The sequence below is a fragment of the Paenibacillus sp. 01T431 genome, assembly GCF_056398625.1.
Map to the genome: position 1 here is coordinate 120,878 of NZ_JBFTPT010000012.1, position 15,012 is coordinate 135,889.

General features: G+C 43.3%; 12 protein-coding genes. 11 read left to right on the forward strand and 1 reads right to left on the reverse strand.

The annotated features are described in order from the left end of the window. Positions 1 to 82 precede the first annotated feature (82 nt). From AC1DM9_RS21780 to sigK, 11 genes are all read left to right on the forward strand, one after another. The gene (locus AC1DM9_RS21780; protein WP_477582170.1) at positions 83 to 2,212 is read left to right on the forward strand and encodes a right-handed parallel beta-helix repeat-containing protein; all 2,130 of its coding nucleotides are present in this window, start codon (positions 83 to 85) and stop codon (positions 2,210 to 2,212) included. A gap of 186 nt (positions 2,213 to 2,398) precedes the next feature. Further along, positions 2,399 to 4,177 (forward strand): glycerophosphoryl diester phosphodiesterase membrane domain-containing protein, encoded by a 1,779-nt coding sequence (locus AC1DM9_RS21785; RefSeq protein ID WP_477582172.1) that lies wholly within the window; start codon positions 2,399 to 2,401, stop codon positions 4,175 to 4,177. 33 nt (positions 4,178 to 4,210) lie between these two features. Beyond that, positions 4,211 to 4,936, forward strand: a complete 726-nt coding sequence (locus AC1DM9_RS21790) for a uracil-DNA glycosylase family protein (RefSeq protein ID WP_477582174.1) — start codon at positions 4,211 to 4,213, stop codon at positions 4,934 to 4,936. Between the two features lie 38 nt (positions 4,937 to 4,974). Further along, complete coding sequence (locus AC1DM9_RS21795; protein ID WP_477582176.1) at positions 4,975 to 5,763, forward strand: SGNH/GDSL hydrolase family protein; 789 nt, start codon at positions 4,975 to 4,977, stop codon at positions 5,761 to 5,763. Then, positions 5,760 to 6,671 (forward strand): ABC transporter ATP-binding protein, encoded by a 912-nt coding sequence (locus tag AC1DM9_RS21800; RefSeq protein WP_477509263.1) that lies wholly within the window; start codon positions 5,760 to 5,762, stop codon positions 6,669 to 6,671. The genes AC1DM9_RS21795 and AC1DM9_RS21800 overlap by 4 nt, the downstream gene beginning before the upstream one ends. After that, positions 6,664 to 7,635: an ABC transporter permease gene (locus tag AC1DM9_RS21805; protein ID WP_339208052.1), complete on the forward strand. Its 972-nt coding sequence runs from the start codon at positions 6,664 to 6,666 to the stop codon at positions 7,633 to 7,635. The genes AC1DM9_RS21800 and AC1DM9_RS21805 overlap by 8 nt, the downstream gene beginning before the upstream one ends. Positions 7,636 to 7,677: 42 nt before the next feature. Continuing rightward, the gene (locus AC1DM9_RS21810; protein ID WP_430063071.1) at positions 7,678 to 8,061 is read left to right on the forward strand and encodes a hypothetical protein; all 384 of its coding nucleotides are present in this window, start codon (positions 7,678 to 7,680) and stop codon (positions 8,059 to 8,061) included. Positions 8,062 to 8,623: 562 nt separating this feature from the next. After that, on the forward strand, positions 8,624 to 11,113 hold the full coding sequence (locus AC1DM9_RS21815) for an outer membrane protein assembly factor BamB family protein (RefSeq protein WP_477582179.1): 2,490 nt from the start codon (positions 8,624 to 8,626) through the stop codon (positions 11,111 to 11,113). A gap of 13 nt (positions 11,114 to 11,126) precedes the next feature. Beyond that, positions 11,127 to 11,777, forward strand: coding sequence for an HAD family hydrolase (locus tag AC1DM9_RS21820; RefSeq protein ID WP_477527858.1), 651 nt, complete (start codon positions 11,127 to 11,129; stop codon positions 11,775 to 11,777). Positions 11,778 to 11,781: 4 nt separating this feature from the next. Then, the gene (locus AC1DM9_RS21825) at positions 11,782 to 12,399 is read left to right on the forward strand and encodes an NUDIX hydrolase (protein WP_477509260.1); all 618 of its coding nucleotides are present in this window, start codon (positions 11,782 to 11,784) and stop codon (positions 12,397 to 12,399) included. A 163-nt stretch (positions 12,400 to 12,562) separates the two neighbouring features. Next, entirely contained in the window at positions 12,563 to 13,264 is a 702-nt protein-coding gene (gene sigK, locus AC1DM9_RS21830; protein WP_053374990.1) for an RNA polymerase sporulation sigma factor SigK, read from the forward strand. 192 nt (positions 13,265 to 13,456) lie between these two features. Here the strand turns inward: sigK and AC1DM9_RS21835 are convergent, their stop codons facing one another. Next, positions 13,457 to 14,971, reverse strand: coding sequence for a recombinase family protein (locus tag AC1DM9_RS21835; RefSeq protein WP_477582183.1), 1,515 nt, complete (start codon positions 14,969 to 14,971; stop codon positions 13,457 to 13,459). Positions 14,972 to 15,012 lie beyond the last annotated feature (41 nt).

Sequence of the window (15,012 nt, forward strand, 5' to 3'; positions counted from 1 at the left end):
TAGTGGTATATTTAAGAGGTTGAAAGGAGGAGCACTTATTTCTTGCAATCAGATGATTTGAACCGCAAATAGGAGGCTTAAAGTGAATATATTAAAGCTAGTAATGTCACTAATGCTCGGATTACAGCTATTGCTAATACCTAATCAGGCTTCGGCAGAAGCGCCGGATTCCAAAGACTATTATCTAATTGAACTTTCTAAGTTTGGCATTTATAACGATGGTACACATCCTATTGAGACAACAAAGGGCATTAACAATGCACTGCAATGGGCGGTTAAAAATGGGAAAACGACGACGTCACTGCCGCCGGGTACCTATTTAATCGATAAAGCTAACCGGATTAATATGGTCAGCAATATGGTGTTTGATCTCCCGATGGATGCGGTGCTCCAGAAAGAAACAAATGATAAAGAGTCGTATCAACTTATGTATTTGGGTTATGGCGTTCATAATGTCACGCTCAAAGGCGGGACCTATGCAGGTGACAGGGAAACACATAACTATTCTAAAAAAGACAATAAGCACAGCTCAGGCACACATGAAGCTGGTTATGGCATTTTTACGCAAGGAGCTTATGATATTACCATTGACGGTGTGAAATCGATTAATTTTACAGGCGATGGTCTCATACTAGGCGGTTATGGCACGATGGCAAAGGATTTGTATGAAGATCATTTTGTATTAGGTTCATTTGATGATAAAGGAAAAAATGTCGCGAATGCCAAAAAGCTTCGAACGAAGCAGCCGCTTAATTTTACGAACACGATTTTTAAAACAGAAAAACAATTTGAACTGTCGAATGCGATTAAACTGCCGTATAAATTTGATATCTTCTTCTATAAAGCGAACGGAGCTTTTATTAAGAAGCTGGCAAATGTGAAGGTGCGCGAGCTCATCGACATACCGGAAGGAGCGACGCAGTTCCATCTTGTATTCGAGCAAGCGACCAAAAAAGGCGCCTATGTGGAATTTTGGAACAAAAGTGTAACCAAAAATGCGGTTGTGAAAAATTCTGAATTTGCTTATAACCGTAGGCAAGGGATTACAGTCGGCGGTGCTGATCAAGTACTTATTGAGAACAACGTTCTTCATCATATCAAAGGGACGATGCCGCAGTCGGGAATAGATGTGGAGGGCGGTTTCGGCGAGAACGGACACCGCAACAGCAATATTACGATCAAAAGCAATAAATTTCACGATAATGCTTCGTACGATGTCATTCTTTATGATGGAAAAGACGCAATCGTAGAAGACAATCATTTGGCATCAAAAGGTGCGATTGGGTTAGCCATCTCCGATCCATTTAAAGGGGCCATGATTAAAGGCAATCATTTTGACGGCTCGCGTATTGCCGCGGCTCACGATGCCACATTTATCGATAACAAGATGAATGATTCCTATACTTCGTTTACGGGTCCTAATATCAAAATAGATGGAATGACCTTTACGGACTCTATGTTTTTAATTAGTGCGAAGGATGCTTTTGGTGTGAGTGCATCGAACATCGTTATGAATAACAACAAAAAGAGTGATTCTGGTCTATCGCTTTGGGGAAAACCGATTCGTTTGAAAAACATAACGATTAACGGCGAGGGCAAGCTTAGGGTTGTAACGGGCGGTATAACTGAGGGCTCGATCATCGATAACTTAAAGGTAACCGGCTTTAATACCGATTCCGGGTTAACGCTGCCTCCTGCCACATACAACAACTGCGAATTTATCGGAGCCGCGGGAACAGGTAAATTTGGATCGATTGCGATTTCACAAGCCGGCAAATATGTGTTCGATGGCTGTTCCTTTCAATCACCGCCAGCGCTTAGCACATTAGTAATTGCTGAACATCCGAAGCTTGATTTGACGATCAAAAATTCGACATTCGAACTATTAGGCAACTCTCAAGCCATTAGTGTACAATCGGCGAAAAACCTGCTGCTGGAGAATAATACGATTACAGCGGAAAAACTAACCTCCGATAAAACAGAGATTGTGCGCATCAACGATTATTGGAAACGGAATAATCCGCATGACGTTCTGAAGGCTGTAATTAGAGGAAATACGATTACAACCAATTTAGCTGCGATCGGCATCACCACATTATATGCGGGAACAGGAGCACCAGCCTATCTCATTGAGAACAACACCTTATACACAGCTAAGCTGGTTCAAAAGAAAAATGATATTTTGAAAAACAATTCGATTAAGAAACAATAGGCTGGCAAACGTTAGCTTTTATAAAAATGAGCATCCGTTTTCTTCAATTGAAGAGAACGGATTTTTTATTGTATTTTTCCGATTCGACGCGGGGGTAGGTAAATAGCTATAATAAGGAAATGAAGTTGCTTAGCAATTCCATTTCTTGCTTTATTGATTACCATACAATGAATAGGATGAATGTTCATGCTCAAGCGGCTTGGTAGAAGTATCCGTGACTTTCGTGAAACGTACAAGCAACATTTGTTGTTTGAATATTTATTTATGCTCCTAACGAGCTTTGTCATTATTCCGATTATTTCCTTTATTTTTAACCGTATGCTTCGTGTACTTGGATCGGGCTCTGTATTGAATGGCGATGTTTACAAAATTGGTCTGAGCTACACGGGCGTTGCTGGATTAATCGCGATTTGTTTAGTAGCTGTACTTGTGCTTTTTATCGAGTTTGGCGTGGTCATTACGATTTCTCAGCAGCATTATTTTGGCAAACAGGTATTGATCTCTGATGCCGTGCTGACGACGCTGAGACAGACGCCTAAACTATTTGGATTTGGCTTGATTCAGCTGTTGTTTTTCCTATTGTTTCTTGTGCCGTTTATTGAATCGCCGCTGTCAACTTCCCTTTTTGCACAATTTAACGTCCCGATATTTTTCAACAGCCGCGTCTTGAGCTCGTCTATGATGATGCTTTCTTTATACGGCTTGTTGCTTTTGGCGGGCGTGTACACCATCTTGAGATGGATTTTTGTTTTGCATTTCATTATGATCGAAGACAAATCCATTCGAGTAGCAATCAGAAGCAGTCTCTTATTGACGAAGGGAAAGCGGTTATCGATCTTTGTTAATCTGTTTTTGCTAAATGTGTTCGTATTCGCGCTTGGTTTTGTCGTCATCTCGTCTGTTGCATATTTGCCAGCGTGGCTGGACATCAATGTGCTAAAAGCGGTGTCCAATCATTATTCATTAACGCTGACAACGGTGCTAACCTATATGTTCACTTTGCTGCTCGTGCCGATTAATATTATCTTTTTGACAAGGCTTTTCTATCACTTTAAACGTACACGAGGCGTAATGCCGCGAGATCAGCTCCGTTTATTCAAAAATGGCTGGGTAGGTCCGCTTGAGCAGCGTCTTATGACTTTTCTAAAAGGCAGAACGAGGAAACGAGTGCTCTACAGCTCTATATTGGCTGCTTATTTAGCGCTTGCGCTGTTTGTCAGCTATGCTGCAAATGATCAATTGGTTTATGTAAAATGGAGCGTGCTCTTGTCTGCTCATCGCGGCGATACGCTCGTTGCGCCGGAAAACTCGCTGGAAGCGATTCGCAGCTCAGTGGCGCAAAGCATTGATGCCGTTGAAATTGATGTACAGATGACAAAGGATGGCGTAGTTGTCCTGAACCATGACTATAATTTACAGCGTATGGCGAGTGTGCCGAAGCGGGTGAGCGAGCTGGATTATGAGGAAATTGCGAGGCTGAACATTGCCAAAGCTGGCGGTGAACCCGATGAGTTTGTGCGAATCCCCATGTTATCCGAGGTGCTTGGAGAAGTGCTGGGGAAGTCGAAGCTGATCATTGATCTTAAGCCATACGGTTCAGGCGAACAATTGGCTGAGCATGTTGTTGCATTAATTGAACAATTCGATATGGTGCAGGACTGTTATATTCAATCATTCGATCGGTCTACGCTTCAACATATTCGGTCGCTTAACCCCGATATTAAAATTGGCCAAATTTTATATTTTGCACTCGGTGATCTTTCGCTTCTTGATGTTGATTTCTATACGATCGAACAGATTATGCTTACAGAGCAGCTCGTGGAGCGTGCGCATAAAAAAGGCCGTGAAGTATGGGTGTGGACAGTTAACAGCGAGCGAAATTTAAAAGAGGTGCTTAAATTCGAAATCGACGGGATCATTACCGACTATCCTGCACGCGCGCACAACATGGTTGAGCTGAAGTAAGAACATACAGATTGAGCGGAGGGGCGGTTAACGGTGACACAAATTGAAAAATATAAACCTTTTATTGAGTCGCTCCCGCCCGGCAGCTTGTCCAAGGAGCAGCTGTTCGTGAAACAATTGCTTCTTCACGAAGAGCAGGACATGTCGATTTATTATGTGCCTTACGAATATGTGAATACTGCTGCTAAAGTGATGATTATCGGCATTACGCCAGGCTTTACCCAAATGGAGGTAGCCATACGAAGCGCGCGGGAGGATCTTGTAAATGGGGTGTCTTATGACCTCATTGATCAACGCGCGAAGAAGCTTGCCAGCTTTGCAGGCTCTATGAGAAAAAATTTGATCGACATGCTTGATCAAATTGGATTGCCAGCAGCACTTGGCATAAAGAGCAGCGAGCTGTTATTTTATGAGCTTAGAGATTTACTGCATACAACTTCAGCAATAAGGTATCCCGTGTTCATAAAGGGCAAAAATTACACCGGGCACAGCCCTATTATTTTGAAATCAGAAACGCTTTATCACTATGCTGAGAGTATCTTTCTTCCAGAATTGCTGGCGGTAAAAGATGCGCTTGTCATACCGCTTGGCAAGTCGGTATCCGATGTAGTCAAGCATTTTGCTGACAAGGGATGGATAGATAAAGAAAGATGCTTGTTCGAAATGCCGCATCCCTCAGGAGCAAATGGTCACAGAAAAAGCCAGTTTGAGCAGAACAAAGCGCAGATGCAGCAGCAAGTGATTACATGGTTCAGCTAACTATATAACAGCTACAGAAATAGAAAGGCGTGACGGGGATGCATAGTAAAAAAGTTCGTATGATTACCTCTTTTGCGTTTCTAGCCAGTCTCTTATGGATATTTGCCTTAGGCTGGTCGATAAAGGATTATTTATTCGGAACAGCGAGTCAATCATCTGTATCCCAAGATACGGAACAACCAGCAGAATCATCAAGCGGATTAAAGATTATTGCATTAGGAGATTCGTTAACGAGAGGAACAGGCGATATCGAAGGAAAAGGGTATGTGGGTTATGTCAGCGATCAACTGAAGCAGTCCGGTACAGATGTTTCCTTAATTAACTTAGGCATTAAGGGGCTTACCTCTTCAGAGCTAGTGGAGCAGATGAAACAAAAGGAAATCGAGCGGCAAATTGGACAAGCAGACATTATTCTGATGACCATTGGCGGCAACGACTTATTTCTCGGTGGTCAATCGCTTACGGATCTGTCTGAGGCAAGCATTTCGGGATTAGAAGAAGCGTACCTGAATCATCTAAAAACGATTTTGACAAGCATTCGTGCCGTTAATACAGAAGCGACCGTTTATTTGCTTGGACTGTATAATCCGTTCAGCGAGTTCCAAAATGGTGAGTTAATGTCGACCGTGGTTAGGAACTGGAATAGTAAAACTGCGGAGACTCTGGCGCAGCATTCGAATGCCGTTCTGATTCCGACCTATGATTTGTTTCAGCTGAATGCAGAGAAACTGTTATTTACGGATCATTTCCACCCGAATGAGATAGGGTATCGCTTAATGGCTGAGCGGGTAGCCGCGTTAATTGCTGATGCAGGAGGACAATCATGAGCGACATTACATTAGCGGTTCAGGGTTTACGGAAGGTGATAGGCAAGCGGACGATTATCAAGGACTTAAGCTTTGAGCTGAAGCGCGGCGAAGTGTTTGGTTTTCTAGGCCCTAACGGAGCAGGGAAAACGACGACGATTCGCATGCTGGTCGGCTTAATTAAGCCAACCTCCGGTACCATCCATATATGCGGCTTGGATATTGCGAAACATTTTACAAAAGCGATGCGGCATTTAGGATGTATTGTAGAAAACCCAGAGCTGTACCCGTTCCTCAGCGGAATGGACAATCTTCGCCACTTTGCCGTTATGATTAAGGGAATAACGCAGAAGCGGATCAATGAGGTTGTCGCGCTTGTTGGCATGCAGGATCGAGTGAATGATAAGGTAAGCACCTACTCACTTGGGATGAGGCAGCGGCTTGGGATCGCTCAAGCACTGCTTGGCAAGCCTGATGTCCTCATATTGGATGAGCCAACGAATGGGCTTGATCCATCGGGCATTAGAGAAATGCGGGCTTTTATTAGGTTTCTAGCAGAGGAAGAAGGATTGACCGTGCTCGTATCGAGCCATTTGCTGCATGAAATTCAATTGATGTGTGACCGGGTTGCGATTATTTCCAAAGGCGAGATCATTCGAGTGGATTCGGTTAAGCAGCTGCTGTCCAGCGAAGAACGTCTAGTATGGCGGCTGCAGCCGCAAGCGCTGGGACGATCGATACTTGGCGATGTTACGGCTGTCTTGGGTGAGTCGACGGATACGGTTACGACAGCTTACGTTGAACATGCAGTTGGAGAGTGGAACCGCAAGCTTGTTGAGGCTGGGGTAAGTGTGCTGGAGATGAATCGGAAGCTTCCCGCGCTTGAAGATCTATTTCTTGAGCTGACAGGAGGCGAATCGATTGATTAATCTCGTTCAAAATGAAATGACGAAGCTGGTTGGCAAACGACGTTTTATCGTCATCTCGATCATTATTATCGTTCTTCTCTCGATGTTTACTTATGCGCAGGCGAAACAGGCAGAATCCATAAAGGAGCGGCTGGGTGACGTGGATTGGCGCACCGAATTGCAGCAGCAAATTGTGGATATGCAAAATCGGTTGAGCAGCGCAGGACAGTGGCGAGAGCAAATTCAAATTCAAATCAAACAATCCGAATATTACTTGAACAATAATGTGAATCCCTCCGAGCCGGGAGCGCCAACCTTTATCAGAGGTTTTGTTCAAAACTCGGCGGAGCTGTTTCTCCCTTTGCTCATTATGATAATTGCGGTTGATATCGTCTCCTCAGAGCGAAGCATGGGAACGATTAAGTTGCTGCTCACCCGCCCGGTGAGCAGGTTTAAAATATTGCTCAGCAAATATATCGCGCTGATATTGTCCGTTTCCTTAGTTATTTTCATATTCGGCTTGTTGTCTTACCTTATCTCAGCCGTTATGTTTGGCAATCAAGGCTGGTCGGCTCCCGTATTGACTGGCTTCTCAACACAAGGAGGCGAGCTCGACATATCAGGCGTCCGCCTGGTGTCACAATGGCAGTTTATCATTCAGCAATTTGGACTAGCATGGTTTATCTCGCTTGTAGTGGGAACGTTATCGTTCATGCTGTCCATTCTAATGAGAAGCAGCGCAGCCGGTATGGGAACGATGCTCGCATGCTTAATTGCAGGCGCTATTCTAAGCAACATGGTATCCTCATGGGATTCGGCCAAATATTTGTTCATGGTCAATCTTGGTTTGATGGACTATGTCAGTGGATCTGCTCCACCTATCGAGGGCATGACGCTTGGATTCTCGCTTGCCGTGCTTGCCGCTTGGATGGTCGGTTCGCTGCTCGTTTCGTTTACGGTGTTTATGAGAAAAGACATTTATTGATCGTGCTGTAGGTTGTCTAACTCATCCTAAAATGCTTCTTCTATGCATAAGCATGTAATAGAGAGGAGCGTGATAAGGTTGGACAAAACGGTACGCAGATATTACCAGCAAAAACAAAAGCAAAAAGAAATAGAGCAGGAGCTGACAGAACTCAGGCAGACCATTATGAGCTACTTGGCTGAGCAGGAAGCAAATGAGCTGGAGATTGGGAGCCATAAAGTAAAAGTGGTTGTGCAGGAGCGTAAGGAATACGACGACAACAAGCTTTATGAGGCGCTGCCAGATCCGGAGCTATGGCGAATGTTATCGAAGCCGGATGGCTCAAAAATTGCAAGCTTGGTCAAGCTGAACGTCATTAATGAGGAAAAGCTGAAGGATACTTTTTCTACAAAGACGGTTAAGCTGCTTCAGGTGGATAAGAAGTAAATTTATGAAAGGACGATTCGTTCAAACGAATCGTTCTTTTTTTGTGCGCGGCATTTGAAGCTCGCTGGGGAATGATTAGCGCAACCGGTAATTTCGGGCTGCTGGGGAAACGGTTTGTTAACATCGACTTAATCGCGAGGCTCATCCCGCCGAATTGCCTCAAAAGCGTCAACCACACGGAAATAGATCTAGAAATTAGCTCTATTTCACTCATACTGACCAAAACCGCTCAAATAGATCTAGAAATTAGTCTTATTAATGCGTGCATAAAGCAACTCAATCGCCATCCTGCTAGGTCAAGAAGGAGGTAATGCAACAACAAGCATCTAAAGTTTTCACTAATCGACGTTTCTCAGTGAATCAGAGAGCTGATACTTCAAATAGACTCTCAAAAAAGTCGTACCAATTCTTAAATGGTCTGAACTCTCTGAATCAAATTATAGACAACATGTAACTGTCATCCTAAACGCAACTTTTTCAGCACTCTAGTCGTCATACTTACCAAATAAAGCCAAACTACGGGCGCATTAGATTTTTAGTGTGCAATGGAGGCCTTGTATTTATGATTATCAAAAAATATCAAACGACAGCAATCGTTGTGCTGCTCGCCTTGCTTGTTGGATGTGAGGGCAATGCCATTAACGACATGCCATCAAATCAAGTATCCGCTAAGGAAACACCCGCGAATGCTGTGCAGCTCGTCGAAAAAGAAGAAGCCGCAACTCCTATACCGATTACGATCGATACGATTAAGAGTGGAATAAAAGATGATCTGACCCAAGATCAGGTTCATACGCTTTTTGGAATACCAGCATCATCTGAAGAGAGTTACATCATGATGAACGGTAAAATGAGTGTCATTGATCAATACATATATGAAGAGGGCCAATCAAAACTTGTCATTCAATGGTCCAAGGAAGGGCAGCTGCTATACGTTGTGTTCTACGATACGGATGCTTCAGGGAAACGCAGGAGCTTCCTGCCTTCTATTAAGGGGCTGTCGTCATCCTCATCAGAAAATAATCTTGTAGCTAGAGAGCATGCGATAGAGCTGGATAAGCCAGTTACATTATATATGAACACGAATGCCTATGAGTGGTGGGGAGGAACACGTGCTGTTAAGTTCATCTCTGTAGATGCACGGGCAAAATATAAAGTCGTTACATTGTCGGATGATTTTGCCGAAATTCAGGACGAATCGGGATACGGTGGGTTTGTACCCGTGTGGTATTTAACAAAAGAAGCCGCTCAAGTGAAAGATATAGCACCTCTATCGTTAAAAGCAAAAGAAAATGCTAAAGCGAAGTGGTATCCGAATTCACAAGGTGATGCCACAACTATGAAAGAGGGAGATACCCTCTATGCTTACAAGCAATATGAGGATTGGTATGGAGCTGCCGTACCGGATAGTGCCGAAGGTGATAAATCCTATGGCCTTCTATGGATTCGTAAGGATCAAGTAACGTCAGCTGGTGGTGCTGCGCCTTTGTTTGAGATTGAAAATAGCAAACAAGCGGTAGCTGCTGCTGTGCGGAGTGTACTTGTGCCTGGTCTTGAGAAAGCTCGCGTGAAGGCGATCTTTGGTGAACCTTCGTTCGAAGAGTCTTCCGAAAATGTAGCACCATTAGAAGAAAAAGCTCGCACCCTTCCATTATGGCGTTATGAGGGAGAGCAAAATGAGCTTATCGTTGCTTGGTCAGAAGCGGGGACACTTCGGTATTCGATATACCGAGACTCCCCCGAACTAATTGCGCCACAATATGGTGTTAGTGCTCAGGGGCCTCTTGCACCTTCGCTGCATATGCAGTGGGATTGGCGCTTCAAGTCCGATCTCGGATTCAATTTTCTACTTGAGAAGGTTGGTAATGTTCTGATCATCGCAGGCGAGGATGGCGGTTTCAGCGGTATGCACAATAATTCGAATATATATGCGCTTGACTCAGCTACGGGTCGCAAGAAATGGCAGTTTGATTTTGGCTTTGGAAGACATGACTACGGTTTATCGCAGGATAAAGAACGAATAGCGTTTCTTAAGAGCTCTATGCAAGAAGACCGTCCAGTTCATACGCTTCTGGCATTAAAGACAGCTACCGGACAAAAAATGTGGCAAAAGAAGCTGGACAATGGTAAGGATGTAACCTCATTTGCTGTATCCAAAAACGTGATTTCAGCCGTACAATCAAAGCGAATCAGCACAACGGAAGAAAAGTTTACTTATGATCTCATCGGGTGGAGTATGGGAACAGGCAAGCAGCTTTGGAATATTGAGCTAGCTCAAGAATCAGAATTGGTTCGTGATGTCGGCAATCAAGACGTACTGCTTGTACAGGTTGGTGAGGACATGAGCCCTGTCATTTTGAATGAGCTGCAAGCATACGATCCGTTGACTGGAAAGGTGCTCTGGAAGAAGCCGGAGCGTAAAGCGGCCTCAGATCAAGAAGTGACGGATAGTGTTCGTTATGCGGAGCGTTCGAAAGCTTTTTGGACGAGGACGGTGGATGAATTAGTGTTAGTAGATGCCAAGACAGGCAAGGATGGGCTTCGCCTGCCTCTTGCCGGTTATAGCCGTTACGATATTATTGATGAAAATTATATCTTTCTACAGCAGTCATCTGATAATAACTTGTATAGTGAAAACGTGAAAAGCTCCTTAATCGAAGTTAAGTCAGGCAGGCCGTTATTTACACTAGAAGGAAGAGCTGAATTCGGGAAAATAGAAGGAAGCTTGTTATATTATCGCCTGAATGGTAAAGCGATGTCTTTTGATTTGAAAAAGGAAGAGCAGCGCTGGACAACATCGGGTGTTCCTGGCAAGCAAACGGATGGGGCTTCAGTTGTTCATTATGGCGGCAAGCTGATCGGCGTCTTTCCGGGTCTCGGTAATATGTATGTGTTAGACGAATCGACTGGAGAAGCAGTGAATAGACTCTCAGACGTTCGAGTTGGGTATTACGATTTTACGCCAAATCAACTGCTGAGTGGTTATTTATCGGTTATTGATGAGCAGCTTTATGTAGGCTCCTCGAATGGGTATTTTAGCAAGATAAAATAGAAGGAAGTGTGTTATGCCAATCGATGCCGTATTATTTGATTTTGATGGGACTTTAGCAGATACTTTGCCATTATCGTTTAAAGCTTTTAACACCGTGTTCAAAACATATGACAATCGAGATGTTACGAATGAAGAGCTCATAGCGATGTTTGGTCCAACAGAAGAGGAGATCATTGCAAATAATTTCAGGAATGAAGAATTCATTTTACAAGCGATTATGGACTATTATGCGATTTACAAGCAGGGGCATTTTGATACCATCGAAAAGGATCAGGCTATTATTGATTTGCTAGAACATTTGAAGGGAAAGGGGATCAAAATCGGAGTCATCACAGGAAAAAGTAGGCGAGCGTTCCAGATTTCATCTGAAGCGCTGAATTTAATAAGTTACTTTGATGTGGTGATTACTGGTGATGATGTTGTAAAGCCCAAACCTGAACCCGAAGGTATATATAAGGCGTTAGAAATCCTTGGCGTTAATAAATCCAAAACCGTATTTATTGGCGACAGCAATGCAGATATTGTGGCAGGTAAATCTGCTGGTTTACGGACCTATGGCGTGCAATGGCTGTCAACGTTCCAAAGCAGCGTGTTTGATATACCGCCTGATGCTATTTTCAGAAGCGTATCTGAATTTCTTGACATCATGAAGGAAGAGGGATAGACAGATGGAATTGAAGTGGTTGGAGTGGGCGAAACAGATGCAGGCGATTGCTCAAACGGGACTTACGTACACGAAGGATGTTTATGATATAGAACGTTATGAACAGTTGCGGCAGATGAGTATAGAAATTATGATGAACTATACTTTGGTCAGTGAGGAGAAAATTGCTCTAACTTTCGCAAGTGATTCTGGTTATGCGACGCCAAAAGTTGATATTCGTGGTGTGATTTTTAATGGAAATAAAATATTGCTTGTTCGCGAGAAGCTAGATGGCGCATGGGCATTGCCGGGAGGCTGGGCGGATATCGGTTATTCGCCTTCGGAGATTGCAGTGAAAGAGGTCAAAGAAGAATCAGGGTTTGATGTTGCGCCCGTTCGTTTGCTCGCTGTATTGGATAAAAAATTCCATGATCATCCGCCTGAGCCTTACCATGTATATAAGTTTTTTATACTTTGTAAAATCGTTGGTGGAGAGGCCGCTGGCGGAGTAGAAACAAGCGCGGTTGATTTTTTTGAGATAGATCAATTGCCAGAGCTGTCTGCGGAGAGAAACACCAAAAAACAGATTCAAACGTTGTTTGAGTTTCTGGAAAATCCAAATAAAGAGATTATTCTGGATTGACCTGTTGCAATAATCGGGATCGTAATATTTTATATACCTTGAGATGAAGCAGGGTTATTTTCAATTGTCGAAACACCGTACATGCACTTCTAGGCGGCTACCCACATATAATGGAGAACAGACTTCAGTGTTCATCTGTAATACATCGTGGGGGTGACTGAGCATGCCAGGATTGTTTTCGGCAATAGCACTATTTATTAAACAGCTTTCGCTACTTGTCTCTTATGTCAAAAATAATGCTTTTCCCCAGCCTCTTCAAGAGGAGGAGGAAACTAAACATCTGCAACTGATGGCGGAAGGTAATCAACGTTCACGAAATCTTTTGATCGAACATAACCTTCGACTTGTCGCTCACATAGTGAAAAAATTCGACAATACTGGGGAGGATCTCGAGGACTTAATTAGCATTGGGACAATCGGCTTGATTAAGGCGATCGAGAGCTTTCAAACTGGTAAAGGCACGAAGCTGGCGACGTTCGCGGCTCGCTGTATCGAAAATGAAATACTTATGCATTTGCGGTCTTTGAAGAAGACTAGGAAAGACGTATCACTTCATGATCCAATTGGAACGGATAAGGAAGGCAATGAAATTACGCTGATCGATATCCTCGGTACTGAAGCGGATGATATCGTCGATAAGGTGCAGTTGAAAATTGAAAAGTCGAAGATATATAAGAATTTGGATATACTTGATGACCGCGAGAAGGAAGTAGTCATCGGGCGCTTCGGGCTGGAGCATGGCGGGGATGAGCGGACACAGCGGGAGATTGCGAAGGAACTTGGGATTAGTCGGAGCTATGTATCGCGGATAGAGAAAAGGGCGCTTATGAAGCTTTATCATGAGTTTTATAAGGCGAAGCGGTAAGAATGGCCTGAGCTCTTATAGTACATCTGACATTATCGTATGTAGCGATAAAGTTAGGGTTTGATTACATGAAGTTATATCAATAAATGAAACCAAATGGCTGAGATGCCGTTTGGTTTTTTCTGTCTGTATACACACTCCACACATGTGGAGTGTACAGTGTTGCTAAAATGGCGGGGGCAGGATTGAATCCTATGCCCCCATCTTGGTACTTGGATTTAAGAAATTGAAGTGTATCTTAATGTTATTACCATCGAACACTTCAATTTTGTGGATGAGCTTATGGATGACTTGCTTTAATATCTTCTCATCCTTAATGTTAAGCTGTACTAATTTAGATATTTGCTTTTCGAAGGCATGGATTTGGCTCTCCATGTCTTTTTCTTTTTCGACGTTTGAGTGAAGCTGTTGTTTTCGAGTGTGCAGAAGCGTTACTTCATTCCGTATACCTTCATTTTGCGTTCTCCACTCGTCTTTAGTTATGTCGCCTTCATTCAATAAGTCTAAGAGGGTACTCTGCTTCTTAGTTAGCTGTTGAATCCGTTTTTCGATACCCTTCATTTCTTTATCAAAGCTAACTACGTGTTGCCCTGCTTCTTTTTTTGCGACATCGATAAGTTTTGACTTATTGATACCTTCCTCGGTTAGTTCCTTAAGAACCATAAGGACAATAGATAGCAGTTTATCAGCTTTTATGAAGTGATGGCTGCAAAATTCCCTTCCATACTTACCGTATTTACCACATTGATAGGACTTCCTATCATTTTTGTAATGCATTCCTGTTCCACAGTCAGCGCATACGGCAATATGAGCAAACAGACTTTCCTGACCGTTGCTTCTTTGTTTGCCTTTTAGCACCAGTTTTACTTGTACCTCTTCGAACTCTTCCTGTGTTACGAGGGCGGGGTGAGTATTGAGGACAATTGTTTGTTGTTCTCGGGATACTGTTTTCCGATTTTTTGTTCGGATACTCGTTACTTCACTGCGATTCTGAATCATATTCCCGATATACGCAGGATTAGTAAGAATGATCTTCACACTGCTTTGTTGCCATAAAGAGCCCGCATTCTTAGCTTTTGAGACTGATCTTGGTGTAGGTACACCGTGCTTCGTAAGGTGTTTAGCAATCTTCTGTAGCCCCCAATCGTTATGAAGGTACAGGTGAAATATTTCTTTGACCAAGGGGGCATATAGTGGGTCAAGTTCAAGGCGATCCCCATTTTTTTTATATCCGAAGGGCGGGAGGGAACCATTATACCTGCCTTTCGCAGCTTTTTCACGCTTTCCAAACTTCACTTTCTTTGATGTCTGTTCGCTTTCTTGTTGAGCAACAGAAAGATGAATTGAGAACATCAATTCTCCATCTGATGTTTTTGTATCAATGTTCTGCTCAATAAAAATCATCCCAATGCCAAGGGAATCCAATTCTCGTTTCATGTTTATGCCATCTTGGATATCGCGGGCGAAGCGGGAGATGGATTTGAACAGAACATAATCGAACTTCCTTCCCCTCGCATCTCTCATAAGACGTTGAATTTCAGCGCGTCCCTTGATATTGGTTCCACTAACTCCCTCGTCTTTATAAATATCATAGATAGTCCACTCTTTTTCCTCAACAAATCGGTTAAAGAATGAAATCTGATGACTGACACTGTCTTTTTGACTATCCAGTTCGGTGCTAACACGAGCGTATATTGCACAGCGCATAGCTGATTACCTCCTAAGTAGGGTATCTAAATTCGCTATAC

Coding starts and splice junctions, on each gene's coding strand:
- AC1DM9_RS21795 (WP_477582176.1), top strand. CDS start 4,975: ATGCATAGTAAAAAAGTTCGTATGATTACCTCTTTTGCGTTTCTAGCC.
- AC1DM9_RS21820 (WP_477527858.1), top strand. CDS start 11,127: ATGCCAATCGATGCCGTATTATTTGATTTTGATGGGACTTTAGCAGAT.
- AC1DM9_RS21810 (WP_430063071.1), top strand. CDS start 7,678: ATGCATAAGCATGTAATAGAGAGGAGCGTGATAAGGTTGGACAAAACG.
- AC1DM9_RS21825 (WP_477509260.1), top strand. CDS start 11,782: ATGGAATTGAAGTGGTTGGAGTGGGCGAAACAGATGCAGGCGATTGCT.
- AC1DM9_RS21785 (WP_477582172.1), top strand. CDS start 2,399: ATGCTCAAGCGGCTTGGTAGAAGTATCCGTGACTTTCGTGAAACGTAC.
- AC1DM9_RS21815 (WP_477582179.1), top strand. CDS start 8,624: ATGATTATCAAAAAATATCAAACGACAGCAATCGTTGTGCTGCTCGCC.
- AC1DM9_RS21835 (WP_477582183.1), bottom strand. CDS start 14,971: ATGCGCTGTGCAATATACGCTCGTGTTAGCACCGAACTGGATAGTCAA.
- sigK (WP_053374990.1), top strand. CDS start 12,563: ATGCCAGGATTGTTTTCGGCAATAGCACTATTTATTAAACAGCTTTCG.
- AC1DM9_RS21800 (WP_477509263.1), top strand. CDS start 5,760: ATGAGCGACATTACATTAGCGGTTCAGGGTTTACGGAAGGTGATAGGC.